Source organism: Vibrio sp. Y42_MX_L11, from assembly GCF_024181785.1.
In the GTDB taxonomy this organism is placed as follows: Bacteria; Pseudomonadota; Gammaproteobacteria; order Enterobacterales; family Vibrionaceae; genus Vibrio; species Vibrio diabolicus.
On record NZ_JAMZAP010000013.1, the window covers coordinates 1 to 26488 of the forward strand.

Genomic DNA, 26488 nt, shown 5'->3' on the forward strand with positions numbered 1-26488 from the left:
CGTTAAATAACAGTAATAGATCAAAACTGGGGATCGCGGTCAAGAGGTCTGTCGCACTAACATTTGTAAACGATCACTGGATCACATTGTTTTAATTCTGAAATTGGCTGCGGAATGACGGCTATATCAAAAATAAGGAAAAACTTTCTCCGTATATCATTAACTCTGATTCTAATATGAATCCGGCTGGTCACGGAGCCTACTACGTGAAACCTCATAGCATGTCAATTACTGATAGTGGAAAATACGTACTTTTTCACAACACATTACCTAAAATACCGCTTGCCGATGACAATATGGATGGTGGTTATTTCCTAAAAAATACTGAAACAAATCAAACAACTCGATTAGGGCGTCCATCAAGTCTAGATAATTATATAAAAATGATAAATCCCGCTATATCCTCAAGCGGGAGATATATTGGTTTTACATATACTGACAACTCGATAGATTACAGTGGAGTAATATGGGATAGATTAGAAGACAAATTACTTACTGCAAAATACCCTGACGAGATGGAAGGAAAATGCACAAATAAGCATACTCATTTTAACGTTTACCCTATAAATGAAAAATATTCATACTACGAATACCCTTGCTCTACTGGAAGTAGTTTAAAAAACCATACAGAAAAAGTAGTTGGAATAACTGACATACAGAATAAAGAATCTAGAGTAATAAATATCGACATAGATGGCAACTTGGGTAATATATGGTTATCTCCATCAAGAATCATTTCTAGTGATGGTCGTTATTTGACATACACTTCTACAGAGCAAATGGACATAAACAATGTCTATGATGGGCAAGATACTGAAGTTGCAATATATTTATATGATAGAATAAAAAGTAGTTCGGTAAAAATAAAGTCAACTAGGATAGACTTAAGCCATCAGCCTAGCACTTTTTACTCATCAATTAGCCCTGATGGAAAGTTCTTAATATATCCAGCTAGAAAACCAGCAAATACAGAAAATGATAAAGACTTTACCCAAAACATTTATCTATCAATTTATAACATAGATACTGGAATGTCTGAATATGTAAAAGGACCAAACAATAAACTTATTCATAGCATTTCTAGTCCTACTATATCAAATAATGCTGAAAGTATCGCTTTCTCATCAAAAAATAGAGAATATAACACTGCTGGTGGCTATGGACCTCAAGTGTATTATTATGACCGTGTTAATGAAAAAATAACTCAAGTAAGTATATCACAAATTACTGGTGAGAGTGCCACCTCTGCAGGTGATGCATTAGTATACGGTAATGGAAAAGGAATTTTATGGTCCACTTCATCTCGCTTAGTTGACCCAAGAGAATCTGGAACTAAGCACTTGTACAATCTAGGAAAACCTATGATCCCAGAGATATGTGAACCCTACCTAGGATTTTAGTTACGGCTTGGTCATTATCATCAAGTGATATTACCGATTTTATATTATGACTGTTTCAGCCAAGTCACTATTATATACATCGAGAATAAAAAGAGCCGCTATATGCGGCTCTTAATGATGCGAATCTTTGTTTACAGACCCATGAGTTAATATTTTTGTGGGCACAACTGAATGTAGCAAACTTGCTGGCACGTAACACGCTTAGACTTCAGAAAAAGCTATCGTCCTCCAGCAAGAGCTTTAATGGTTCAGCATCCAACTGCTGTTGATCGCCTCTCCCTGCTCATCAAGTTTATGAATAATATAGTCGATAAACACTTTTACTTTCGCGGGTACAAACTTACGACTTGGATAGTATATATAGACACCCTGACCATCGGTTCTTTGAGGTTCAGAAACCAACATCAGTTTACCTTGCTGTACTAAGTCTCGAGCAAGATATTGGGGCATCAATGCAATCCCTGCTCCTAAACTCGCTAAAGAGGCCATCGCATAACCATTGTCTACTATCACTTGATGTGTAGGACTAAATTCTACTAATTGCCCATCTAAAGGCATCGTCAAGGTAAGCAAGCGCCCCGATTGTTTATAGCGGTACATTATCCATTTGTGCTGGTTAAGCGCTTCAACACTCTGAGGCCGACCAAACTTCTTTATGTACTCCGGACTGGCAAACATACCCATATCAATAGGACATAATCGCCTCGCAATCAGGTTGCTGTCATTTAGTCTCCCGCTTCGAATAGCAACGTCCATCCCACTCTCCAATATACTGGTGTATTCATCGGAAAAGCTAAGATCCAACTTCACTTCAGGGTAACGTTCGCAAAACTCTGGAATCAGCGGAGTTATATAGTTTTGCCCGAACGATAAAGGAAGGCTGACACGAAGTGTACCAAACGGAGATGCAATACTTTGATGAAGCTGCTCTTCACTACTTTTGAGCAAGTTGATCACTTCTCTTGCCGTCTCAAGGTAGTTAAACCCCGCTTCAGTGAGCTGGAGTTGACGTGTTGTACGGTGAACTAAACGAACACCCAAATCCTGTTCTAGGCGAGCAATCGCTTTACTAACAGTAGAAGGCGACTGCCCTAATTGATTCGCGACTGCTGTAAAGTTCCCTAAGTCCACAACAGATACAAACAACTTTATTAATGACAGCTTATCCATAACGCTCACAATTAATGAAAAATAATCACATCTAATATGACAGAAAAAGTATTTTTGTGTCATGCAAACTTTTCTAGTATTTCGGAAAAGCATACCTAGCTATGGATATTTCTACTGACCTCAGAGACAACAAATAAAGCCAACACCATTAACTCTACACTCAGAATGCTCGGGCTTACGGCATTTTCTCCAACCTTTAATTCCATTGCATCTCATTAAGTGCAATGAAACATACTGAACTTGCTCTAACACGGTAAGAGGTTTTAATGACAAGAATTCAACTTAAACGCGAAGTGATCTGTTTTGCTGGCGATTCTGGAGATGGTATCCAATTACTTGGAGAACGCTTTTCAGACAACTCGTCGAAACAAGGAAACGATGTCATGACGTTACCTGATTATCCAGCTGAGATACGGGCTCCGGCAGGAACCACATCTGGAGTATCGGCTTTTCAGATGCAATTTGCCTCAACAGAGATTTATACTCCTGGCGACGATTTTTCAGTCTTAATCGCTCTGAATGCCGCTGCATTAAAAACCAAAATCTCACAACTCGTTGAAAGCGGTTTGGTGCTTATTGATCTCGATGGTTTTAATAAAAAAAACCTTGAGCTTGCTGGCTATGAATCGAACCCATTGAGCGATGGTAGCCTCGCAGATTATCGAGTGATTAGTGACAGTTTTACGCGTTTAACCGTTCAATCTCTTTCTGAGTTAAACATAGCGCCTAAAGTAGTGAAGCGAAGCAAAAACTTTTTTATGCTTGGTATTGTTTTATGGATTTACAGCCGTCCGCTAGAACCGACCATTGAATGGCTAAATAATAAATTCGCTGACAATTCGCAAGTGAGAGAGGCAAACACTTTAGCCATAAAGTCGGGATTTAATTATGCTGAAACAACCGAAATATTCAGCGACTGTTTTCAGGTTGCTCCCGTAGCAGATAAAACTGGCTTGTATCGTACTGTTTCAGGGAACGAAGCATTATCGCTTGGGTTAATATGCGCAGCAGAAAAACTCCAACGCCAGCTATTTTTGGGCTCGTACCCCATAACACCCGCCTCAGATATTCTACACACGCTATCAACCTATCAACACTTTGGGGTCACGACATTCCAAGCAGAAGATGAGATTGCAGCTGCTTGTTCAGCTTTAGGCGCATCTTATGCTGGCGGTTTAGGAGTCACATCAACGTCTGGCCCTGGATTATGTTTGAAAGCAGAGACCATTAACCTTGCCGTGATGGCGGAGTTGCCAATGGTTGTTATCAACGTACAACGTGGAGGCCCCTCCACTGGCCTACCGACTAAAACAGAGCAATCAGACTTGCTTTTGTCTTTGTATGGTAGAAATGGGGATTCACCACTCCCAGTGTTGGCTCCTGCTTCTCCCGCAGACTGCTTTGACATGGCAATCGAGGCCTGTCGAATTGCTACTACATTTATGACGCCAGTGATCTTATTGAGTGACGGCTACTTAGCAAACGGCTCCGAATCTTGGCTCGTGCCCAACCCTGATGAGATTAAACTAACTGCCGAGGCAGCAAAAGCAAACATAAGCCCGTTTTATCCCTATGCCCGTGATGACGTGTATTACAGCAGAGAGTGGGTCACGCCTGGTACAAAAGAGAAAATGCACCGCATTGGAGGGTTAGAAAAGCAAGCGATTACAGGCAACCCTTCTCATGATCCTGAAAACCACCAGCGCATGACTGATGAAAGAGCAAAAAAAATAAATAACATCTGCCATTTCATCCCTAAACAAACGCTAACAGGCAGTACTCAAGACTCACTGCTAGTGCTAAGTTGGGGAGGCACGCAAGGTTCTGTGTCGACCGCAATTGAGCATCTGAGAAAGCAAGGCGCATCGGTTGCCCACGCCCATATTAAGTATCTAAACCCGTTTCCAATCAATTTGGAAGAGATCATTAGCCAATTCAAGCATGTGCTTGTTTTTGAGTTGAATAACCAACAACTCGTCAAAGTGATTCGCTCACAATATGCCATTTCGGCACGCTCCGTAACCCAAGTTAAGGGGTTACCATTCAAAGTTCACGAGGTCATTGAGTCTATTAACCACCACCTGAAGGAAATTAAAAATGACGACTAAGGTACTCAACCGCAAAGATTTCGCTTCTGATGTTGAAGTCAAATGGTGTCGAGGCTGTGGTGATTTTAACGTATTAAAAACGATGCAATCCGTTCTAGCACGATTAGGTCGAACTAAAGAGAACACCGTATTCATCTCAGGGATTGGCTGCTCATCTCGTTTTCCTTATTATCTCGATACTTATGGATTTCATACGATTCACGGCCGTGCCCCTGCCATCGCTACTGGTGTAAAAGCGAGCAATCCAGAGTTAGATGTTTGGGTTGTAACTGGCGATGGTGACGCACTGAGTATTGGCGGTAATCACTTTATTCACGCGATTCGACGCAACCAAGACATTAAAATTTTGCTTTTTAATAATGCTGTCTATGGACTGACCAAAGGCCAATTTTCCCCAACAAGCGAACAGGGCTTCATTTCTAAGTCGAGTCCTGAAGGTTCTCCCGATCAAGCGCTTAAACCTTTGGCATTGGCAGCATCCGCAGGTGCTACGTTCATAGCACGAACATCAGACAATGATCCTACACACATGACGATGGTGTTAGAGGCAGCCGCAGCGCATTCCGGCACTGCTGTGGTTGAAATCCTGCAAAACTGCGTCATTTTTAACGATAAAGTGCACGAACCTTACAACGGCCCAGCTAATAGAAGCGAACATCTACTTTATCTCTCAGATAATGAACCGTTATTGTTTGGTAAAACACACTCAAAAGCGTTGATCAATAGAGGGTTTGGTTTCGAGATTGTCGAATCAGAGGCCCCGAACCTTTTGCTCCACTCCAGTCAATGCGAGGAGTCATACTATGCTTATGCGCTTGCTAACTTGAGCTATCCAGACTTTCCCGTACCCGTGGGCGTTTTTCGTTCAGTGACTCGACCTACTTTTGATCAGGTCATTCGACATCAAAAACACCAAGCAACTCTAAAATATGGTCAAGGCGACTTAACCGAATTGCTCAAACAAAACAGTTATGAGCGTCTCTGCTAACAATTGAAAGAGCCAACTATTGAGGTAACCTTTCCTGCAAAGATGAAACTAAAAGGTTTCCGATTCTAGTTGGCGACTTGCTGAATGATGAGTTGATAAGGAAGTGTGGTGGTTGCAGATATCCATCACACTAAAAAGAGGCTCTATAATGAGCCTCTTCTGTTTTTTAAAATAGTGACATCCTCACTCTACTGAATGGTTTCTATCGTATTCAGCGCTTGCCTTTTTCAGCCCTTCTAAATCGTCTGAACATAACAACCTCTTCAGACTGTCGATTTTCTTATCAGGCCAATCATATATCCTAAGGGCGAGCAGTTCGTCTATCGTCTCTCGAGAAAAGCGATATTTGACATGCTTAGCTGGTGAGCCTGCAACCATGCTGTAAGGCTCAACATCTTTCGTCACCACGCTGTTTGCCGCAACGATTGCTCCTTCTCCGATAGTCACACCCGGCATTATCATGGATCGCATACCGAGCCAGGCGCCATCGCCAATGTGAGTATCTCCTTTCCCGACGTACGCTTCTTCAATAAAGTCCATAAATGGGTACAAGGAGAACCAATCAGCTCTATGTGTACTATTTCCCCCCATAACAATCACAACTTCCGCTGCAATACAGACAAAGTCACCTATATGTAACTTATCAATCTTCCATTTTGGTTCCCAATCTCGGCTGAACTCATCGCCTTGTAGATATCTTACAACGGACTCCTCAAAACCGGCGTCCCAACAATCACTGTAATAACTATGTTTACCTTTAATCGTTATATTTGGATTCGTAACAACTTCATGTAGCAAAGTCACCTTAGACCAATGCTTAGTTTTCATGAATACTCCTATAAATACTATCGAATAAAACAATGCAGATAGTATGTATCTAAATAAGCTCTAATAATTACGTAGTGCCTATTACCACTAAAATTTATTTCACCACCGAGCTAATAATATTGTAAGCAGCCTCTACTCTTTCTGCATTAGGGTAGTTTTTATTCGCTAGAATCACTATGCCTATTTTTTCAGAGGGTACATATGCGACATATGCCCCAAAGCCACCTGTTGAACCCGTTTTGTTATACCAAACGTCACGACCGAGAGTACCGGATTCACTTGCTTGAACCGGTTTAGCATTGAGAATTACATCGCTGGAGTTACCCTTCAATAATTGCGAAAGTGAAACGGGGTAATCATAACCTTCCCACCCTACGGCTTGCGTAAACGTGTCGGTATCAAAATACTTAGTATGAGTTCGCTCTAGCGCATTTTCTATATCAGTATTAAGTTGCGCTTGACCCATATTTGCTTCGATATATTGAAGCATGTCTAAGCTTGTTGATTTAATACCATAGGCTTGTGCATCAAGAATACCTGGATTAACTCTAACGGGTTTTCCCTCAGAACTATAACCAAAAGCATAGTTGTTAAGCTTATCCTTTGGTACATCGACAAACGTATTGGTCATACCGAGCTCAGGTAGGATGACGGTTTCCATCATTTCCGTATAGTCTGACTTCATACTCAAGGCACCGATGTAGCCAAATAGACCAATACTAGGGTTTGAGTACTTCCTCTTAGTACCGGCTTCGTACTCCGGTTTCCACGTTTTGTAGTACTGCATCATTTCAGCGTCGTTCGTTACTTCGCTAGGGAATTGCAATGGTAGACCACCTGCAGTGTAGGTTGCGACATGAACTAGCTTGGTATTACCCAGAACACTATTTTCTAATTCTGGAATATAATCTTTGACCTTGTCATCCATGTTCAACTTACCTTTTTCTTGGGCGTACCCAGTCAAAGTAGCGGCAAAAGTTTTACTGATAGAACCGAGTTCAAAAATTGTGTCGTTGGTGACTAAACTCCCCTTACTTTCGTCAGCGAAACCGTAATTGTAAAAATAACGCTTACCATCAATCGTTACTGCAACAGCCAACCCCGGAATGTCGTATTCGTTCATTAATCCTTTAGCACATTCATCAACTACGCTCTTTAATTGACTGCTAACCGTTGACTCCGTTTTCGCAAACGTGACGAAAGACGTGAGCGATAAAATAGCCACCAAGGCATTGTTTAATTTCATTGAACCCTCAATTTTTAATTTTCACTTATAATTAATTTCTAGTTTATTCCAAGGCTTTTAGCTTTTTATATAAAAGTAATCCTGACTTGAATAACTCCAATCGTTAACCCCCGATGAATAACACTGTGTCTTCAAATTTTTAGTGCGATATAAACAGGTTTAAACCTGATCACCGTTGATAGGTAGGCCGATTAGATACGAATGTAAGTAACATCCGTTTGCAAAATGAGGAAATAGTGTACTCAAATGCGCTTTCTCCATACCAAGATAACGGTATACTAGGTAGATATACTTGGTACATACAGATCCACATCCTCACAACGCTTTAGAACCACTTTTCAACGTCTACAGAGAAAACGATGCCATTTTCACTACACTTCGAAACTGGAAAAGTCACCAGCCAACAGCTTTATTCCGAGATATACCAAGGGATATTAGAAGGCAGATTACGATCAAATGAGAGATTACCGTCGACTCGCATGTTGTCAAAAAAGTTAGGCATAGCAAGAAACACTGTCATTTCGGTGTATGAGCGACTTCAGTTCGAGGGGTGGATAGTAAAAAAGGCAGGGTCTGGCACGTACGTAAGTAATGTTCTAGAACAAACGGTGAATCAAGATAAGAGACCAATAAAACACTACCAACTAGGGGTGTTTGGCACTAACGCAGCGAAGAAGCCAGAGATCATCGCACCAAAGAATCTAGACTATGACTTCACTTTAGGCGTTCCTGATCATCAGAGAATAGCAAAGCATATTTGGCGACACTCAAGACTGAGTAGGCTCAATGCATTAACTCCAGAGTTTGCACATGGTGGTGATTTGCAAGGGTTAGCTTGTTTACGAGAGTCTATCTGCGAGTATGTAAGACATTCGAGAGGCATAATCTGTGACCCTGAAGACATCATCATTACGCAAGGGGGCCAGCAGGCAATAATGACGACTCTCCTTACATTACTCTCTCCGGGGGACCTCGTGTCGACGGAAGATCCAGGATATCCTGTTTTTCGAAATCAAGCTCGATTACTTGGCGCGCAAATAGGCACCGTGTCGATGGACGACCAAGGCGTTGTCGTTGAATCAATCCCTTCTAATACCAAAATTATTTATACAACGCCTAGTCATCAATTCCCTTTAGGCTTTAGCTACTCCGTTGAAAGAAAGTTAGAACTGTTGAGGTGGGCAAAGGTTAATAACTCAATCATTATCGAAGATGATTATGATGCGGAATATCACTATCTCAACACCAGTAAGCAAGCTCTCAAGTCACAAGACAAAAATGACTGCGTCATTATGATAGGCAGTTTCTCTAAAATACTATTTCCCGGCATACGCATTGGATATATGATTCCACCAAAGTCTTTAATAGAGCCAATTTCAAATATGTTATGGCACTTGGGAAGAAGTACATCTGTAGTGTCTCAAATCCTACTTGACGAATTCATGCGTGACGGTCATTTCTCTCACCATTTACTCAATATGAATAAAATCTATAGCGAAAGGTACCATAAACTCACTCAATTAATTGACAACGTAGATTGCTTACAACGTATTCCAAGCCAAGGTGGATTGCATATAGCAGCTGAAGTATCGGGGTGCGCGACAAAAATGGCGAATAAGCTTGCTTCATCCAATGTAGCGGTTTATCCATCATCACATTTTTCTATCAACAATCATTCTAATGCCCTCTTATTTGGATTTGGTATTATCCCTACCCCAAAAATAGAAAAAGCGTTTAATATTATTCAATCAGTATTAGATTAAACCGAGATAGTAGCAAGCATCTCTTCCTAAAGCAGATATAAAATTGCCTCTTCAAAAAATGTCATAAACTTAAAAAGCAATAGATTTATGAAGAGGCAATATCAAATTATATTTGCACCAAATATCAATACATGGTTTTAAATATCAATTTATGGTTGTTTCAACACTTGTTACATTCAGTCGATTTACTCTTTACCGAACACGTTGTTCTCTTGTTCTTGAACACGGATGAATGTAGTACGCTTGGTTAGCTCTTTAAGCTTTGCTGCACCCACGTATGTACAAGTTGAGCGAACGCCGCCAAGGATGTCTTGAATAGTGCCGTGAACGCTACCACGGTATGGCAATAATACGGTTTTACCTTCGGCCGCACGGTAGCCAGCAACACCACCTGAGTGCTTCTCCATCGCGCTCTTAGAAGACATGCCGTAGAATTTCATGAACTTCTCGCCGTCTTTCTCGATAACTTCGCCGCCTGACTCTTCGTGGCCCGCTAACATGCCGCCTAGCATAACAAAGTCCGCACCGCCGCCGAATGCTTTGGATACATCACCTGCGCATGAGCAACCGCCGTCACCGATGATCATGCCACCAAGGCCGTGCGCTGCATCGCCACACTCGATGATTGCAGAAAGCTGCGGGTAACCAACACCCGTTTTTACACGAGTTGTACAAACTGAGCCAGGGCCAATGCCTACTTTCACGATGTCTGCACCAGCGAGGATCAACTCTTCACACATATCACCAGTAACCACGTTACCCGCAGAAATCACCTTGTCTGGGAACTCTGCTCGCACGCGTTCAACATACTCGACTAAATGCTCTGAGTAACCATTGGCAATGTCGATACAGATGAAAATAAATTCATCTGAAAGCGCCATAATATCTTTGGTTTTTTGGAAATCCGCGTCAGATGTTCCCGTAGACACCATTACGTTATTCAGGGTTGCTTTATCAGCTGATTTAGCAAACTCAGCCCAATCTTCTACCGTGTAATGTTTGTGAACAGCAGTCATTACACCATGCTCAGCCAGCGCTTTAGCCATTGCAAAGCTACCAACCGAATCCATGTTTGCTGCGATTACAGGCACACCAGACCATTGACGACCACTATGCTTGAATGTAAAATCGCGGGTTAAATTTACTTGAGAACGGCTCTTAAGGGTAGAACGTTTCGGGCGAAACAGTACATCTTTAAAACCTAACTTAAGTTCTTGTTCGATACGCATTGTGTAATTCCTTGATTCATATGTATATGTGTCATCTCAGAGTGCGTAGTGATTTCGTTGGCAGACGAGTTCACTGTTCTTCGGACACAAAAAAACCGGAGCGTTGGCAGACGCTCCGGTTTTCAGCATTATAGGCTGTGATTTATTTCCTACAAGTCTGATATTTGAATTTTTTTTGTGATACCATCTTGATAATCGCATATCAAAAACACTCCTCAAGTCGTTATTTTTTCTCATTATTTATAATTATCAACAACTTAAGAAAACGTTTAAGTTAACCTATTGCGCAAACCTTTGCGTCATACCTTTAAAATGAAAACGCATCACCTCTCAAATCTGCCTAAAACTCAATCACCTAATACTAAGATGCGCTGCTAATTCGGAAAAAGTACTCCAAAAAATCGATCATTTTTTCATAGTGATGGGCGAGATCTAGCTACGTCCTATCGATTTGTTGAGTAATAGCGGTACGAAGTGTGCCTATAACATCACTTGCCAAAAGACCAATTTGACCATGCTGACTCACGTTTATATCCGCAGCATGACTGTGGAGTACCACACCTAAACGTGCCGCAATGGAAATGGGTAACCCTTTAGCTAGCAACGCACCAATAACACCAGATAGCACATCTCCCATTCCGCCCGTCGCCATTCCGGCGTTACCCGCTAGGCAGACGTACATTCTCGTTCCATCGTAAATAAGCGTTCCCGCACCTTTTAAAACCACCACACCGCCATAACGCTCTTGCAGTTGTCTTGCAGCAGAATATCGGTCATTTTCTATTTGTTGAGTGGTCACATTTAATAGTCGAGCTGCCTCTCCAGGATGCGGCGTGATCACTCGCTGGTTGTCGCACACCAAAGTGCCATCACATCGTTGGCTTAGCATCGCTAGAATATTGAGCCCATCAGCATCAACAACTTTAGGTTTCTGTTCTTGAGCCAGATATTGATAGGCTTGATAAGCCCACTCATCATCACCAAAACCTGGACCAAACACCAATACTTCAGCCCAGCGAATGCGTTTGGTTAAGTCATTCTCAGTATCCCTGAGTAAGTCGGCGGTGATGCTTTGGCTCATTACTTCTGGGCAGCCAATCTGTAGCGGAATAAGGCTACTCGGGTGAGTAATTGCGGCAGTTAAACCCGCTCCGGATCTAACCGCTGCGGAGGAACATAAACGAATCGCTCCTGACATACCTTGGTTACCACCGACACAAAGTAGTTTGCCATTGTCACCTTTGTGTGCTGTCGGGTTTGGCTTGAGCATTAACCTTGAAACAACCTGATGATCAATACCTAGTGCACTTTCTACTTCGATAGAATCAAACTCAATATTTACACCCAATCCACAAAAGTGGAGTTCACCAACTCGATCTCTCGCTTGTCCGGTGCACAAGCCTTGCTTAACACCAATGAAGGTTACAGTATGCTCAGCATGAATGGCATCGCCTAGAATAGCACCTGTATTTGCACACAACCCGGAAGGAATATCGACTGCAATCACTGGGGTGTGAATTTGATTGATTTGCTCAATGTAGCGACGGTACTCCGAACGAACCTCACCACTTAAACCAGTGCCTAACATGGCATCAATGATCACATCGGCTTCTAGCAATGCGGTATTCCACTCATCCCAATCATTGTTAACACCATCGATGGACTGCCAATCTTGATATGCGCGTAAAGCATCACCTTTGAGCGCAGTCACATCACCAAGTTGGAAAACCTGTACATTGAGTTGCGCTTGTTTAGCAAGCGAGGCAAATACGTATCCGTCACCACCATTATTCCCTTTGCCACAAATGACTAAGATATTTTTTGATTTGGGATACAAGTGTAAAAAACGCTCATACACAGCCATACCTGCGCGTTGCATTAGGCTATACATAGAAACACCAGCCATTTTCGCTGCCAGCGTTTCACCGTTTTTTACTTGTTCTGCGGTGTAGAGTTTTAGGGCGAGATTAAAGTCCATCTTCACGTTCTGCGCATTAGGAAACACAATTATAAGTATACAAAAAAGCCAAGGCGAACCTTGGCTTTTGAGAAAGTTTTTTATCGCTACTGACTCTGAGACATCAATGCTTCAGCCGTCGCGTCTTGTATAGATAAAAACAACGAATTGATTTTTCCAGTCGGGGTACGCATGGGGTTCAGCGTAACGTTCTGGTACATAAACTCCGCTTGCTGAGTGACAGGACGTACGTTACGGCAGCGAAACAAGTAAGGACGCTGGCGCCACGTAATAAAGCTGCGGCAACCTAAATCATACACGGGCTTTGTTTTTAACTTAAACCATTCCTGCGGGATTTCAGGGAAGATATCAAAGATAGAACGACCAATTGCATCATGAGATTGCAAACCACTGTGATGAGTCATAAACCCATTCCACACTTGCACATTATAATCTCGGTCAATGACGACGAGCCCCATGTCGACGTTTTGTACCATGTCGACCATCCAATGGAATTGTTCAAACTCTGCTGGCATATTCAACATTAGAACTCCTCCATTAGATATGACAGTTTGTTATCGAGCAGCGGCAAAGATTCATCGACGAACATAAACAATAAATCACAACGGATTGACGTTCCCTCAATGTTGTAGCTCACCTCGAATGTCATGGTGCGGCTGAATGCGCCCGTCGTAGACTCAATGATCGAATCAATTGATATATGCTGACCAAGAAGCACTGGAGGGCTTTGGAAGAATCGCACTTCAGATTGTTCGCCCAAGCCATTTAAGAATGACCCCACCAAGATATTGGAAATATCCATGAGCAGCTCAAGCTCTTCCAGTTCGTCGCTATCAGCTGGCACTTTCATCAACTTCTTGAGATCCGAGACGCTCGAATCGCTCAAAATCACCAGAGCTTCACCCGCAATACCTTCGCCACAAAAGCCCTGACAAACGCCCGATACGTTGTCATGCGACGCTAAGTCACGGAGAGCCATGTGTAGTTCACTCACTTCGAAGATATTAACGTTCGGAAGCGGTAACTGCACAAACACATCAAAGTGACGCGCCAATGCATCTGCGGCTCGACCAATAGAGACGTTCGCCACTTCCATGTAAATATCGCGACGACGTAAAATCGGAAACTCAATAGAAACAGGCGTGATAATTTGAGGACGAGGCTCTGGCTCAACCAACTCTTTAAGCGCATTCTTGAGTTCATCTTTGGCGATCGGTTTTTGAATAAACGCTTTTGCACCCAGTGCGAACACGCGCTCTTTCGCTTTAGGTTGGATATCCCCCGACACCACAACCACGGGAGTTTTATTCCCTAACCGCTGCATGTTTTCTAGTGTTTCAAAGCCATCCATTTCTGGCATGGTCAAATCAAGAAACATCAATTTAAACTCGTTCTTTTCGAGTTCTTCTAGCGCATTTTTTCCGTGGATAGCAAACGTAATATCGGCATTCAATGTGGCTGGTAGTGATCTCGCCATCTGTTTGCGTGCTAACGCTGAATCATCACAGATGAGTACGGGAAAAGACATTCAATCACCTTTTTATATTCCACAATCTGCGCCGGAGTCTAACAGATTGTTACAGCATGTAATACGAGAAAACTGACGAGTTTTTATTTCTTTTTTTATTCAATAAGCATACGCAATATGAATGGATGAGTGAACAAAATGGCGAAAAAGCAAACATCCCATTCGCTGTTTAGTGACATGAAACAAACATGGATAAAACGCCTCCATTAAAAATAAGCACAAAGTTGCATTTTAAATTAAAAATCCGTTTTTACTCCCACTCTATCCGCTCAGTATGAGTACTGGGTAAATCGGTATCGCGTAGCAATAAAAAAGCACCCTTTCATAGGGTGCCTTGAATAATGTGTTCATCAATAAAATGTCACGTCTATGGCACACCGTGACCTTTAGAAGCCACCCATACGCGATACCATTGCTCTCGAGTCAATTCGATATTCAGTGCATTTACTGCCGTTTGCACACGCTCAATCTTACCAGAGCCAATGATTGGAATTGGGTTAGATGGCAAACGACGTACCCAAGCGTAAATCACTTGGTCAATGCTAGTCGCCCCCACTTCTTCGCGAATCGCTTCTAATTCGTTGCGAACACGAACGGCTTGCTCACTGTCACCACTGAAGATTGAGCCACCACCGAGGCAAGACCAAGCCATTGGGCGCGTACGCAGCATTTGCATTTGATCAAGCGTTCCATCATGTGCAACTTCAAAATTAAGCGGGTTGATTTCCACTTGGTTAGTCACAAGAGGCTTACCTAAACGAGATTGCAACAGCTCAAACTGACATGGAGTAAAGTTAGATACACCAAAGTGCTTCACTTTACCCACTTTGTGTAACTCTGAGAATGCTTCAGCCACTTCATCGGCATCCATTAACACGTCAGGGCGATGGATTAAAAGCACATCGATTTCGTCCACATTCAAACGCTCAAGCGAGTTATTCACCGATTGGTAGATGTGAGCGGAACTCGTATCGTAGTGATTGATCTTACGCTCTGGTGTTTTATCTCCACACAGGTTGATATCACACTTTGTGACGATTTGAACCTGCTCTCGCACGCTCTTATCGAGAGCAAGTGCTTCACCAAACAACTTCTCACACTCGTAATTACCGTATATGTCTGCGTGATCGACCGTGGTAATGCCTAACTCAATATGTTGCTTGAGGAATGACAAGCGCTCTTGAGCAGTCATGCCCCAATCAACTGCACGCCAATATCCTTGAACCAGCTCTGAGAACTCAGGTCCTTTTGGTGCAGTTACAACTTTTGCAACCATGGTTTTTCTCCTTCAATTGATCTGCATTCATCGTAGTCTTGTTTTCACATCGGCTCAACGGGTAAACTTTGGCAATTCGAACTGGAGTACGAAATATGTCTTTTGCCCAACGCCTAGCCACCTTGATCGGAGAAGAAAGCATCAGCGGATTTGCACGACGCGTTGATGTGTCTGAAGCTTTAATACGCAAATATTTAAAAGGCAGTGAACCGAGCCTTACGAAAGCAAATCAAATTGCGATGCGAGCCAACTGCTCTCTTGAATGGTTAGCGACCGGATGTGGTTATTTATATCGCCGCGCTGAAGTCGTAGATATGGATGCGTACAAACTTGCATTTCAACACGTTATGAATCAGCCGTTGCCAGATGAGGCAGAAGAACAGCACCGTAAGCTCATCGCTGGCTATCAATACCTGCGTGCGCACAAAAAATCGGATGGATTTTTGGACGAGTCTGCGATGGCGACCTTCCTATCTCTCCATAAAGAATCTAAAAACGAGTCACTTTAACATCGATAATTTCGCCATCGCTGTGCAATTCCACATTTAAAGACGGTGATGGCGACGCAAACTCGTCCGGTTTTACCCAAAATAAGCTTCGAATCGTTTCTTGCGGATAGCGGTTTATCAACAAGATAACTTCTTTATCGACAAGCTCAGAAGATTTCTTTTCCAGCGCTTCAAAGACGTCATAGTGCTCTTGTCCGATAGTTATACTACGTAAAACCAACCCGTCTTTTCTTAAATTGAGGATTAAGTCATTGAGACTTTGCCATTGATATTCGGTCAAAAAAGAGAACTGAGCACTGTCCTTTCCCAAAACAACTTCACCATACAGATGCTGCTGATAGTACGAAAAATCGTCCAAACAAAATGTGCTGATATACGTTGAAACATCTTGCTGCTGCACGTCACAGCGATACCAGCTTCCCTTTGCTTCTATACGCTCTTTTAAATTGGAGTACGGCATTGCAGACAACGTGTCCTGCCACCAACTCTGGGTTGAAAATGCTGGAAACGTTACCGAAAAACAACATAAAGAAAACAGGACTCGAGGATAAAAGCGCATGAATTACTCTGGTTGATTAACATCGAACCCAGACATTACCGACTAGTAGAAATTGTTCAAGATAAAAATAGTGGCAGGTAGTGCGGAAAGTTGTAGAGCAGAAATTAAGAAGGCGCACATTTGCGTGCGCCTCTACCTCGTTACTCAATCGTGAGTGTGCGAATCGGAGATGTCTATTGATGCATCCCGAACATAAAACGAGGACTTACCGTAGGGTTTGAATCCATCCAAATTGTGTGTAAAACCTCACATCCCTCCTTCTGAAGCAGTCATGTTGCTTTACACCTAAAGCATGGTTCATTTTGCTCAAAAAACAAGTTTTTTATCCCAAATTATGAGAGCAATAGCACAGTCTTGGTGAATGAATGACATCGCGACACTTCGAACACTCAATAGTGAAAAGCTAAATTGCATCTTTATTGATTAGGTCTAGACTCTGCGAAGCGTATACTTTCTCGCGTCCCTTCCACCAGCAACAGGAGAACTTGTTAATGACCAAACGAGAGAGAATTGTAAAATCTGTGTTAGCGCACGTACCGAAAGATGCGATTAACCAGTTTGTCTCTCGAGGGTCCACACCATTTTCTGTCCTGATTATGGCCGCAATCGTTGGCACACTAGCTGGTTTTGTCGGCACTTACTTCGAACTTGCGGTTCATTTTGTTTCTGAAACCCGTACCGAATGGCTGAGAAGCGAAATCGGTAGCGTACTTCCTCTTTGGCTTGCTGCGGTGCTGATCAGCGCGTTGCTTGCTTTTATTGGCTACTTTCTTGTTCACCGCTTTGCCCCAGAGGCGGCGGGATCAGGCATCCCTGAAATTGAAGGCGCGATGGACAACATTCGCCCTGTGCGTTGGTGGCGAGTCCTGCCAGTAAAATTCTTCGGCGGCATGGGCGCACTTGGCTCTGGTATGGTGCTCGGTCGTGAAGGCCCAACGGTGCAAATGGGCGGTGCTGTCGGTCGAATGGTGACCGATATTTTCCGTGTGAAAGATGACGATACTCGTCATTCCCTACTCGCTTCAGGTGCCGCTGGTGGTTTGGCTGCCGCCTTTAATGCCCCACTCGCAGGCATTATGTTCGTTGTGGAGGAAATGCGACCTCAGTTTCGCTATTCTCTGATCTCAATTCGCGCGGTGATCATCTCTGCTATTATGGCCAACATTGTGTTTCGCGCCATCAACGGGCAAGACGCTGTCATCACAATGCCGCAATATCACTCTCCAGAGCTTCAGTCTCTTTGGTTGTTTCTATTGCTTGGCGCATTGTTTGGCGTATTCGGAGTGATCTTCAATAAATTGATTACCGTGGCACAAGACAGTTTTGTCGCAATTCACAAAAACGATCGTAAACGCTATTTAATCGTGGGTTCACTACTTGGTGGCATTTTTGGTCTGCTTCTCTTATACGTGCCACAGCTAACTGGCGGTGGCATCGGCCTTATTCCTGATATTACCAATGGCAACTACTCGGTATCCGTTTTAGTTCTGCTTTTCTTTGGTCGCGTCATCACGACGTTGCTATGCTTTGGCTCTGGTGCGCCGGGTGGTATCTTTGCACCTATGCTTGCTCTGGGGACCTTGTTTGGCTATGCATTCGGAGCGAGTGCTGATGTGTTGCTCCCTACGCTTGATATCGAACCTGGCGTATTTGCTATTGCGGGCATGGGGGCCCTATTTGCTGCAACGGTACGCGCACCGATCACGGGCATTTTGTTAGTGATTGAAATGACCAATAACTACTACTTAATTCTACCACTTATCATTACTTGTTTAGGTGCCGTGATTATTGCTCAGTTGTTTGGCGGACAACCGATTTACAGCCAGTTGCTACATCGTACAATCAAAAACGATAAGTTACGTCAGCAGGATCTTCCTGAAAACCAATCGACATAATTCTCGCTTTGTTATTATTTCGCTCCAAACTATCGAAGGGTTTGGAGCGATAAACTCTACATTTTTACATCTTTTCCCAAATATTCGATACCAAACTCACAAAAATACCATTCTCTGATATTTCCTCACCACCTTCATGAGTAAGCACTCTCTAAACTTGCTAGTATTCGCTACTCAAATAGAGCATTTCATCCAAATCATCACGTTTCGTTTCATTCAGGCAAAAATCAAATGGAGTAGATTTGAACTGGAGAAGACTTGTGCAGTTTTATAGCGTTCCGCCGTCTCAAGCCGCGTTAGCGCTAGGTATGATAGGTTTAGGACAAGCTTGGGCACTCTATGTCCCTGAAATTGGTGAACCAATACGCCCATTTTTAGCGTCACTCGGCGCACTTTTACTCGCCCCTGTGCTGATAAAATATGCCACGAATCCACGATTATTTATGGTCGACATTCGTCACCCATTGAGCGGTAGCTTAATGGCACCCATGAGTATGGCGTTACTGATCCTTGCAGATTATCTTGCTTCTGTAGCGCCAATCATTGCTTATCCACTCTGGTTTATGGCACTTTTGCTGCATTTTACTATGATGGTACTGTTTTTTAGCTTTCAGCTAATGAACTTCAAAATGTCGAATATCGTACCTAGCTGGTTTCTCTATCCAGTGGGACTGATCAGCAGCTCATTAGCAGGCTCCCAATTGGGTCACAACCTATTCTCTGAAACCTTAGCGATGATGTGCATTGGCATTTATTTCTTTATGTTACCGCTGGTGCTCTATCGTTTGGTGTTTTTCGGATCTCTGCCGAGACGAGCCAGGCCGACCCTCGCAATTATGGCCGCACCGGTAAACTTGTCATTGGCGGCATACTTGGTGAACTTTCCCCTTCCCGATCCGATACTGACGGGCGCATTAGCAGGGATTGCTATCACAATGACGTTATTGATCTACCTGTGTTACTTCCGCTTACTTCGATTGAAGTTTCAACCTTCTATCGCGGCGGTAACCTTTCCTTCCGTGATCAGTGCCATTGCGATGCACCGCTTAACCTCCTTTTTTGCCGAATCGCACCCACATTGGCACTGGCTACACGATTTTGGCTTTTTAGAGCTCAGCATTGCGACTATGTTGGTGGTTTGGGTATCGGCAGGTTACATCAAAATGTATTGGCCAGAAATCGTTAAGTCGCCCTCTAAACAAGCATAAAAAAACGGCCTCATCTGAGGCCGCTGTTTATCTCTATCAATAAGACATCAACCCGCAAACTTCGCCATGAAGTTCCCAATGTTAGTCAAACTCGATGCCGCCATTACGATAACAATCGCTGCTCCAGTTAGCGTTAAGTACATTGGGTGTTGGTAGTCACCGACGATATCTTTGCGTTTTGTCGCAACCAATACAGTGCCCAAAACGATAGGAAGAATAATGCTGTTCACTAGGCCCGCTAGCATCAAAAGAAGAATTGGCATGTCCATGGTTACCGTGCCTAGCGAGGTTAGGATAATGAAACCAACACACCACGCTTTCTCGTTTCGCGCCACAACTGGGAAAAGCGTCTTAATTAATGATATAGCCATGTAAGAGTTGCCAACCACAGACGTGATGGAAGCTACAAACAGTACTAAGCCAAAGATGAAGTAACCAAGCTGGCCAGCACCTTGACGGAAAGCATCCGCCGCAGGGTTAGCCGTATCCAGCGTTGCGCCTGTCGCGATAACGCCAAACACCGCCAAAAACAGTAGGATTCGAATAACCACCGCGATAGAAATACCAGCCCACGCTGTTGAGGTGATGGAAGGCACGTTCTCTTTGCCTTTCAAGCCGATGTCTACTAGGCGTTGTGCACCCGTGTAGTAACCGCCAACTGCACCGCCAACGATAGTCAACGTAGGCAGAAGCAAACTACCAACATCCATAGGCATCACCGCTGCACTTAGTGTCTCTCCCATCGGAGGTAAGCTCGTCATAGCCACGTATGCGATCAGAACGATCATGAACAAGCCAAGGTAGCGGGCCATTTGGTCCATTCGTTTGGAGGCGTTATGAACCACAAACAACAAACAGCCAACGACACCGGTAAACAGTGCGCCCCATGTTGTGTCCACGCCCGTTAGCACATTGATGCCTAACGCTGCGCCACTCACGTTGCCAAAGTTAAACGCCACTGCACCAAGCGCAAGGAGAATACCAACACCATAACCCATGCCGGGTGCCACTTTGTTCGCAATGTCTTGGATTCGCATGCCAGAAACGCCGACAATACGCCACAAGTTCATCACAATACCAAACGTGATAAAAATGGAAGCCAAAACTGGAAATGCCATGTCGACTTTGTAGATATTTGTGAAGACTGCGGTTTGAGTTAAAAAGCCGGGACCCACAGAGGTTGTCGCCATCAAAAAAGCGACACTGAGCATGGCTTTCTTTTGCCAACTGCTTTCTGTAACTGGAGCTGAAATAGAGGAGGTGCTGATAGTGCTTTGTGTAGTCATGCCGAGTCCCAAATTTGTTGTCTTTCTATTATTAGAAAATAGAAAGACAACTGACCGAGATCAGCTGAACTTAGAGAAATATCTCTTTTTAAAACAAACGATTACAAGTTGCAACCGTTCATTGGGCGCATATATTAAGAGCAACGAATGTGACTGTCAATACACAATTGCATAATTACTATTTATTGCGGCTCACTTGACGATGATTTGGATATAAAAGATATAAAAAAGGATGGCAACTCGCCATCCTCTCTCAATTTTATTTGTCGATTTGATTAACGCAGGCCATGCAGAAATTCAGCACGGGTCGCTGGGTTGCTCTTAAAAATACCACCTAACGCTGTAGTCGTGGTTTCACTGGTGGCATCCATCACACCGCGTGATTTCACACAGTAATGCGTCGCGTCGATAGTCACCGCTACATCGTCAGACTCAAGCAATGTTTGCAAAGCAACAAGGATTTGCTGGGTCATACGCTCTTGGACTTGAGGGCGTTGCGCAAAGAAACGAACAATACGGTTGATCTTAGACAGGCCAATGATCTTACCGCGAGGAATATAAGCAACAGCGGCTTTACCGTCGATTGTCACAAGGTGGTGTTCGCACGTACTGGTCACAGTAATGTCTTTCACGCGAACCATTTCGCTCACGTTCATCTTGTTTTCGATAACTGTGATCTTGGGGAAGTTGGAGTAATCCAAGCCAGAGAAAATCTCGTCCACGTACATTTTTGCAATGCGGTGTGGCGTTTCCTCTAAGCTATCATCCGTAAGGTCGAGCTGAAGCAGACCAAGAATCTCACGCATGTGGTATTCAATCTTTTCCTTCTTCTCTTCACGGCTAACGGCATTAGGGCGCATTGGTGTTTCTAACCCGCGTTGCTCTAGCGCTTCTTTCACTAACTTTGCTGACTCGCTAAGACCTGACATTTCACTTCCTCTTTTGTAACTACCACTCTCGGTGTGAAATACAATTGCCGTGTTTTCATCCCGTAGCGTTAAAGTCGCTCAGTCCGATGTTTATAACGCCAAGGCACATAACAAGAATACACTGAGCTATTTTCTCATGCTCCGTAGGAACTTTACCCCTTTCGGATGGGTGACAAGGATACTCGGATTTTTGAATAATTACACCCATATTTTATAGGTGGACATTCTTACTCGGTCCCCTTTTATGGTAGAGTTGCCACAAAACAAAAGAACATAGGATTATCTCAATGGGCTGCTGCGACGCACCTGGCTTGATGCCAATTGAAGAAGCGATGGATAAGATGCTATCGCGAATCAAACCTATCCAAACGACACTTTCTCTTCCTATTGCTGACGCTCTGGGTTTTGTGCTGGCTGAAGATATTTTATCGCCAATTCACGTACCCCCTTTCGACAATTCAGCAATGGACGGTTATGCCATTCGTATTCAAGACCTAGAAGTGTCTACAGTGTTGCCTCTGGCAGGTAAATCCTTCGCAGGTCAGCCTTTTGAGGGTGAATGGCCGGCAGGCACTTGTGTTCGAATCATGACTGGCGCGAAAATTCCGGAAGGCTGTGATGCCATTATCATGCAAGAAAATACGGAAGTGACCGACGCTGGTATTCAGTTCAACCAAACGGATGTGAAGCCGCAAAATAACATCCGCCCTACGGGTGACGACATCAAGCAAGGGGATATTGTATTGGCAAAAGGCGCGCGCCTGACACCGCGCGATATTCCAATGATTGCCTCTCTTGGTGTCAGCCATGTCACCGTCGTGCGTAAGCCAAAGGTGGCATTTTTCTCCACAGGTGATGAACTTAAACCATTGGGTGAGCCACTCAAGGCGGGTCAAATCTACGACAGTAATCGTTACGGTATTAAGCCGTTAATCGAAAACTTTGGCTGTGAAGCGATTGATCTTGGCATTATCCCTGACTGCCCAGAAACACTAAAAGCAACATTCGAAAAAGCACAAACCCTCGCGGATGTAGTTGTAACGTCTGGCGGCGTCAGCGTTGGTGAAGCAGATTACACCAAAGACATTCTTGAAGAACTTGGCGAAATCGGTTTCTGGAAACTGGCAATCAAGCCGGGTAAACCTTTCGCATTTGGCAAGTTAAGTACTGCTTGGTTCTGTGGGCTACCAGGTAACCCTGTATCTGCGGTGCTAACAATGTACGTACTTGTTCAACCAATGTTGGCTAAATTGGCAGGCCATACTGAATGGAAAGCGCCTGAGTCTATCCCTGCGACGACTAAAACCGCATTTAAGAAAGCGCCGGGACGTACAGACTACCAACGCGGTATCTATACTCTAGAAAACGGTAAATTTGTCGTTGAAACCACTGGCAACCAAAGTTCAGGAGCCTTTCGCTCAATGAGTTTGGCAAACTGCTTTGTTGTATTGGAACGTGAACGTGGCCGTGTGGAAGTTGGCGAAACGGTTCAAATCCAACTGTTTAACTCAACGTTATACTAGGAACGTACCGTGGATATTCTTTCCGATCAGGAGATGCTGCGCTATAACCGCCAGATCATTCTTCGCCAGTTCGATTTCGAAGGGCAAGAAGCTCTCAAACAAAGCTCAGTGCTTATTTTGGGTGCTGGCGGTTTAGGTTGCGCTTCTAGCCAATACCTTGCCACGGCTGGTGTTGGCAATATTACTTTTATCGATGACGATATTGTTGAGCTCTCCAATTTACAACGCCAAGTATTGCACCACGACGCCGATATTGGCCGTAAAAAGGTTGACTCCGCGGCGGATGCATTGCGGGAACTTAATCCTCATATCGAAGTAAACACCGTAGCTAAACGCCTTGACGACACTCAGCTTCAAGCTTTGATTGAACAACACACTGTGGTGGTCGATGCTTCAGATAACGTCGACACTCGCAATCAACTCAACCGACTCTGCTTTGCAACAAAAACACCGCTTATTTCTGGTGCAGCCATTCGTATGGAAGGCCAAGTGAGTGTGTTTACGTACGACGACCCAACTCAACCATGCTATCAGTGTTTGAGCGCGCTATTCGGCAGCAGTGCATTAAGTTGCGTTGAAGCTGGCGTAATGGCGCCTGTTGTGGGTATTGTTGGCGCTGTACAAGCGATGGAAACCATCAAGGTGATTGCAAATTACGGCCAACCCAAAAAAGGGAAGCTCCTCATTCTCGATGCGTTTAGCATGTCCTGGCGGGAAATGAATTTGATGAAAATGCCGACCTGCCCTGTTTGTGGCTAAGTAACGCTGTCAGCTTATCAATGAAGATTCTCAAAAAGCTCAACGTAACGTTGAGCTTTTTCTTATTCTGAGATTCATATTTCGAACCAAATAACTTACCGATATAAAATTCATTATAAACAGTAAGTTAAAAACTGGCACATTCCTTTCATTGCATATCATACAAACCAATGAGAGGGCGAATCATGAAAAGGACATCACTATTACTTGGATCTCTGTTCGCAAGCGCATACGTAAGCGCAGCGCCATTCGACACTTGTCCGAGCAAAGCATATTTATTCCAATCGACCCCAGTGCAAGTTTACGGCGTTAATCTGGTTACCGGATCAACCAAGTTACTGACCGACGATGTGGGCTTAGCATCTGGTATTAACGGCGTCGGTTTCAACTTCACTGATCGATACATCTATGGTTACGATACAACCAACTTGAAAATCGTACGTTTAGGCCAGGACTTTCAAGCAGAAACTCTCAACGTACAAGGGCTTCCTAGCCATACGTTTTTTGTCGGCGACGTGTACAACCACGTATACTACTTGTATCGCAAAGGTAAAGGGCTGTTTTCCATTGATCTGTCGCCGTTAGATACGGACCCAAATGCTACCTTAACCCTGAATAAAATCACATCAAATGCAAGTGTGAGTTTAACCGATTTTGCGTTCCACCCTGGCGACGGCGCGCTCTATGGTATCGATAATGGGTCTGGCGTATTGTATAAATTCGATACAAAAACAGGCCAAGCAACCGCGATCGGCAATACAGGGGAAACGGGTACCTTTGGTGCAGGCTACTTTGATGTAAACGGAAACTACTACGTATCGCGTAACCAGGACGGCAAAATTTATCGCGTCGACTTATCAGAAAATAATGCCGCCAATATCGCTGCGGGCATTGTTCCTGCTGTAGAGTTTGTGTCTAACGGTCCAAGTTCCAGCCAAAATGACGGTGCCCGATGCGCGAACGCTCCTGTTATTGACGAAGACGAGCCAATTGACTTTGGTGACGCACCTGACACTTACGCTACCTTGCTCTCTTCTAACGGACCACGCCACGCTGTTGATGGTGTAACTTGGCTTGGCACAATTGCGCCAGATGGTGATGCCGATGGACAAGTGGCTCCGTCTGGAGATAACAAAGTTGGTACAGCAGATGAAGATGGCGTCGGCTTTGTTGCCGCACTCGACCCAGGGTTAAGTTCACTAGTGAGCGTAACTGCATCAACATCCGGCTACTTGTCAGCTTGGTTTGACTGGAACCGAGATGGTGACTTTGCTGACGAAGGTGAGCAAGTATTCACCGATGAGTTACTCTCTGCAGGCAGCAATACGCTTCCATTTGTCGTCTCTGAACTGGCAACCGCAGGTCCTAGCTGGAGCCGATTCCGCTTTAGCCAACAAACTGGTCTGAACTTCGATGGCGGATCAACATCAGGTGAAGTAGAAGATTACCCAATCACAATCACTGAAAACGGCGTATCCGTACAACACTTCCCAAGTGCCGATTCCTACGCAACGGTCGCGTATGAAGACAACTGGCCTTACACCGCTGACTACGACATGAATGACGTTGTAATTAAGTTCCGTATGACTGAAACACGTATGGACGGCACGGTGGAAAATATCCAAATTAGCGGAGATCTGGCCGCCTATGGGGCTGGCTATAAAAATGGCTTTGCTATTCGTCTACCTGGCGTTTCGAAAGCAAGCATTGAAAACGGCTTAACAAAGCTAACGTTTAATGGCAAAGAACAACCGACCAACGGTCTAGAAGCGATATCAGAAGAAGCCATCTTCATTATCAGTGACGACCTCAGTCAGTATGCGCAAAGTCAATGTGCGTATTTTCGAACCCAAACGGGTTGTAATGATAACGTCGCGTTGTCTTTCACACTGACCATCTACTTTAAGGAAGGAGCCGACCGCTCAGCGCTACAGGCCATGCCTTATGACCCATTTATCTTTGCCACCCCCAATACATATCACGGCGATGGCATCACCTTTCAACCAGGTAGAAAATGGGAAGTACATTTGCCAGACCAAGCACCAACTGAGCAGTTTGATGACGCAAACCTATATGGCGTGGGCGTAGACGCAAGTGACCCGGCTCGAGGCGTGTACTTCAAAACAGCGAACAACCTCCCTTGGGCATTGCTTATCGTCGAAGAGTGGAATTGGCCGCTAGAGAAAGTTGACTTAGTTGACGCTTACCCAGAGTTTGCCACCTACGCCGAGTCTGGTGGGCGAGAAGGAGCAAACTGGCATACCCAACCTAAAGCAAACAAACGTTACATTCCATAGGAGAAACAT

The 26488-nt window shown here is 44.0% G+C and carries 21 protein-coding genes; 10 read left to right on the forward strand and 11 right to left on the reverse strand.

Annotated elements, in window-relative coordinates; translation table 11 throughout:
- The first annotated feature begins 206 nt into the window (after positions 1 to 206).
- A complete protein-coding gene (locus NL643_RS14000; protein ID WP_253644643.1) occupies positions 207 to 1400 on the forward strand; it encodes a hypothetical protein in 1194 nt (397 codons plus the stop codon).
- 240 nt (positions 1401 to 1640) lie between these two features.
- Here NL643_RS14000 and NL643_RS14005 read toward each other — a convergent pair whose 3' ends face one another.
- Positions 1641 to 2570, reverse strand: coding sequence for a LysR family transcriptional regulator (locus tag NL643_RS14005; protein WP_238991570.1), 930 nt, complete (start codon positions 2568 to 2570; stop codon positions 1641 to 1643).
- Positions 2571 to 2836: 266 nt separating this feature from the next.
- Here NL643_RS14005 and NL643_RS14010 point away from each other — a divergent pair, with 266 nt between their 5' ends.
- Both NL643_RS14010 and NL643_RS14015 read left to right on the forward strand, forming a co-directional pair.
- Positions 2837 to 4678 carry a 2-oxoacid:acceptor oxidoreductase subunit alpha gene (locus NL643_RS14010; RefSeq protein ID WP_253644644.1) on the forward strand — a complete coding sequence of 614 codons (1842 nt, stop codon included), beginning with the start codon at positions 2837 to 2839 and terminating at the stop codon, positions 4676 to 4678.
- Positions 4668 to 5666: a 2-oxoacid:ferredoxin oxidoreductase subunit beta gene (locus NL643_RS14015; protein ID WP_085343961.1), complete on the forward strand. Its 999-nt coding sequence runs from the start codon at positions 4668 to 4670 to the stop codon at positions 5664 to 5666. The genes NL643_RS14010 and NL643_RS14015 overlap by 11 nt, the downstream gene beginning before the upstream one ends.
- Positions 5667 to 5849: 183 nt before the next feature.
- Here NL643_RS14015 and NL643_RS14020 read toward each other — a convergent pair whose 3' ends face one another.
- Together NL643_RS14020 and ampC are read right to left on the reverse strand one after the other, a co-directional pair.
- Positions 5850 to 6494: a CatB-related O-acetyltransferase gene (locus NL643_RS14020; protein ID WP_006741110.1), complete on the reverse strand. Its 645-nt coding sequence runs from the start codon at positions 6492 to 6494 to the stop codon at positions 5850 to 5852.
- A 94-nt stretch (positions 6495 to 6588) separates the two neighbouring features.
- Positions 6589 to 7740 carry a class C beta-lactamase gene (gene ampC, locus NL643_RS14025; RefSeq protein WP_193448326.1) on the reverse strand — a complete coding sequence of 384 codons (1152 nt, stop codon included), beginning with the start codon at positions 7738 to 7740 and terminating at the stop codon, positions 6589 to 6591.
- Positions 7741 to 8099: 359 nt separating this feature from the next.
- On the opposite strand from ampC, the gene NL643_RS14030 reads away from it, so the two are divergent.
- Positions 8100 to 9503: a PLP-dependent aminotransferase family protein gene (locus tag NL643_RS14030; protein WP_253644645.1), complete on the forward strand. Its 1404-nt coding sequence runs from the start codon at positions 8100 to 8102 to the stop codon at positions 9501 to 9503.
- Between the two features lie 185 nt (positions 9504 to 9688).
- On the opposite strand, the gene NL643_RS14035 is transcribed toward NL643_RS14030, so the two are convergent.
- The 5 genes from NL643_RS14035 to NL643_RS14055 form a co-directional block, all read right to left on the reverse strand.
- Positions 9689 to 10732, reverse strand: a complete 1044-nt coding sequence (locus tag NL643_RS14035; RefSeq protein ID WP_005396079.1) for a GMP reductase — start codon at positions 10730 to 10732, stop codon at positions 9689 to 9691.
- A 436-nt stretch (positions 10733 to 11168) separates the two neighbouring features.
- A complete protein-coding gene (locus NL643_RS14040) occupies positions 11169 to 12710 on the reverse strand; it encodes an NAD(P)H-hydrate dehydratase (RefSeq protein WP_253644646.1) in 1542 nt (513 codons plus the stop codon).
- 86 nt (positions 12711 to 12796) lie between these two features.
- The gene (locus NL643_RS14045) at positions 12797 to 13234 is read right to left on the reverse strand and encodes a PAS domain-containing protein (protein WP_005396081.1); all 438 of its coding nucleotides are present in this window, start codon (positions 13232 to 13234) and stop codon (positions 12797 to 12799) included.
- Complete coding sequence (locus tag NL643_RS14050) at positions 13234 to 14238, reverse strand: response regulator (protein ID WP_253644647.1); 1005 nt, start codon at positions 14236 to 14238, stop codon at positions 13234 to 13236. Before NL643_RS14050 ends, NL643_RS14045 begins: the two co-directional genes overlap by 1 nt.
- A gap of 367 nt (positions 14239 to 14605) precedes the next feature.
- Positions 14606 to 15514, reverse strand: a complete 909-nt coding sequence (locus NL643_RS14055) for an aldo/keto reductase family oxidoreductase (RefSeq protein WP_253644648.1) — start codon at positions 15512 to 15514, stop codon at positions 14606 to 14608.
- Positions 15515 to 15609: 95 nt separating this feature from the next.
- Between NL643_RS14055 and NL643_RS14060 the strand changes: the two genes are divergently transcribed.
- Entirely contained in the window at positions 15610 to 16023 is a 414-nt protein-coding gene (locus NL643_RS14060) for a helix-turn-helix transcriptional regulator (protein ID WP_005396084.1), read from the forward strand.
- Here NL643_RS14060 and NL643_RS14065 read toward each other — a convergent pair.
- Positions 16004 to 16582 carry a hypothetical protein gene (locus NL643_RS14065; RefSeq protein ID WP_253644649.1) on the reverse strand — a complete coding sequence of 193 codons (579 nt, stop codon included), beginning with the start codon at positions 16580 to 16582 and terminating at the stop codon, positions 16004 to 16006. The genes NL643_RS14060 and NL643_RS14065 overlap by 20 nt on opposite strands.
- A gap of 491 nt (positions 16583 to 17073) precedes the next feature.
- Here NL643_RS14065 and clcA point away from each other — a divergent pair, with 491 nt between their 5' ends.
- Entirely contained in the window at positions 17074 to 18477 is a 1404-nt protein-coding gene (gene clcA, locus NL643_RS14070; RefSeq protein ID WP_074190503.1) for a H(+)/Cl(-) exchange transporter ClcA, read from the forward strand.
- A gap of 260 nt (positions 18478 to 18737) precedes the next feature.
- Positions 18738 to 19685: a TDT family transporter gene (locus NL643_RS14075; RefSeq protein ID WP_253644650.1), complete on the forward strand. Its 948-nt coding sequence runs from the start codon at positions 18738 to 18740 to the stop codon at positions 19683 to 19685.
- Positions 19686 to 19732: 47 nt separating this feature from the next.
- On the opposite strand, the gene NL643_RS14080 is transcribed toward NL643_RS14075, so the two are convergent.
- Both NL643_RS14080 and folE read right to left on the reverse strand, forming a co-directional pair.
- Positions 19733 to 20971: an NRAMP family divalent metal transporter gene (locus NL643_RS14080; RefSeq protein ID WP_006741126.1), complete on the reverse strand. Its 1239-nt coding sequence runs from the start codon at positions 20969 to 20971 to the stop codon at positions 19733 to 19735.
- A 275-nt stretch (positions 20972 to 21246) separates the two neighbouring features.
- Positions 21247 to 21900: a GTP cyclohydrolase I FolE gene (gene folE / locus NL643_RS14085; RefSeq protein WP_006741127.1), complete on the reverse strand. Its 654-nt coding sequence runs from the start codon at positions 21898 to 21900 to the stop codon at positions 21247 to 21249.
- A 287-nt stretch (positions 21901 to 22187) separates the two neighbouring features.
- On the opposite strand from folE, the gene moeA reads away from it, so the two are divergent.
- The 3 genes from moeA (at position 22188) to NL643_RS14100 (ending at position 26479) form a co-directional block, all read left to right on the forward strand.
- Positions 22188 to 23423 (forward strand): molybdopterin molybdotransferase MoeA, encoded by a 1236-nt coding sequence (moeA, locus tag NL643_RS14090; protein WP_253644651.1) that lies wholly within the window; start codon positions 22188 to 22190, stop codon positions 23421 to 23423.
- 9 nt (positions 23424 to 23432) lie between these two features.
- Entirely contained in the window at positions 23433 to 24182 is a 750-nt protein-coding gene (moeB, locus tag NL643_RS14095) for a molybdopterin-synthase adenylyltransferase MoeB (protein WP_104970560.1), read from the forward strand.
- Between the two features lie 185 nt (positions 24183 to 24367).
- Positions 24368 to 26479 carry an LruC domain-containing protein gene (locus NL643_RS14100; protein WP_006741130.1) on the forward strand — a complete coding sequence of 704 codons (2112 nt, stop codon included), beginning with the start codon at positions 24368 to 24370 and terminating at the stop codon, positions 26477 to 26479.
- The last annotated feature ends 9 nt before the right edge of the window (positions 26480 to 26488 follow it).

Excerpts from the sequence above, each read along its gene's own strand:
- folE (WP_006741127.1), bottom strand. The coding sequence starts at position 21,900 with ATGTCAGGTCTTAGCGAGTCAGCAAAGTTAGTGAAAGAAGCGCTAGAG.
- NL643_RS14065 (WP_253644649.1), bottom strand. The coding sequence starts at position 16,582 with ATGCGCTTTTATCCTCGAGTCCTGTTTTCTTTATGTTGTTTTTCGGTA.
- NL643_RS14035 (WP_005396079.1), bottom strand. The coding sequence starts at position 10,732 with ATGCGTATCGAACAAGAACTTAAGTTAGGTTTTAAAGATGTACTGTTT.
- clcA (WP_074190503.1), top strand. The coding sequence starts at position 17,074 with ATGACCAAACGAGAGAGAATTGTAAAATCTGTGTTAGCGCACGTACCG.
- NL643_RS14055 (WP_253644648.1), bottom strand. The coding sequence starts at position 15,514 with ATGGTTGCAAAAGTTGTAACTGCACCAAAAGGACCTGAGTTCTCAGAG.
- NL643_RS14050 (WP_253644647.1), bottom strand. The coding sequence starts at position 14,238 with ATGTCTTTTCCCGTACTCATCTGTGATGATTCAGCGTTAGCACGCAAA.
- NL643_RS14080 (WP_006741126.1), bottom strand. The coding sequence starts at position 20,971 with ATGACTACACAAAGCACTATCAGCACCTCCTCTATTTCAGCTCCAGTT.
- moeA (WP_253644651.1), top strand. The coding sequence starts at position 22,188 with ATGGGCTGCTGCGACGCACCTGGCTTGATGCCAATTGAAGAAGCGATG.
- NL643_RS14045 (WP_005396081.1), bottom strand. The coding sequence starts at position 13,234 with ATGTTGAATATGCCAGCAGAGTTTGAACAATTCCATTGGATGGTCGAC.
- NL643_RS14015 (WP_085343961.1), top strand. The coding sequence starts at position 4,668 with ATGACGACTAAGGTACTCAACCGCAAAGATTTCGCTTCTGATGTTGAA.
- NL643_RS14020 (WP_006741110.1), bottom strand. The coding sequence starts at position 6,494 with ATGAAAACTAAGCATTGGTCTAAGGTGACTTTGCTACATGAAGTTGTT.
- ampC (WP_193448326.1), bottom strand. The coding sequence starts at position 7,740 with ATGAAATTAAACAATGCCTTGGTGGCTATTTTATCGCTCACGTCTTTC.
- NL643_RS14030 (WP_253644645.1), top strand. The coding sequence starts at position 8,100 with ATGCCATTTTCACTACACTTCGAAACTGGAAAAGTCACCAGCCAACAG.
- NL643_RS14040 (WP_253644646.1), bottom strand. The coding sequence starts at position 12,710 with ATGGACTTTAATCTCGCCCTAAAACTCTACACCGCAGAACAAGTAAAA.
- NL643_RS14005 (WP_238991570.1), bottom strand. The coding sequence starts at position 2,570 with ATGGATAAGCTGTCATTAATAAAGTTGTTTGTATCTGTTGTGGACTTA.
- NL643_RS14100 (WP_006741130.1), top strand. The coding sequence starts at position 24,368 with ATGAAAAGGACATCACTATTACTTGGATCTCTGTTCGCAAGCGCATAC.
- NL643_RS14010 (WP_253644644.1), top strand. The coding sequence starts at position 2,837 with ATGACAAGAATTCAACTTAAACGCGAAGTGATCTGTTTTGCTGGCGAT.
- NL643_RS14060 (WP_005396084.1), top strand. The coding sequence starts at position 15,610 with ATGTCTTTTGCCCAACGCCTAGCCACCTTGATCGGAGAAGAAAGCATC.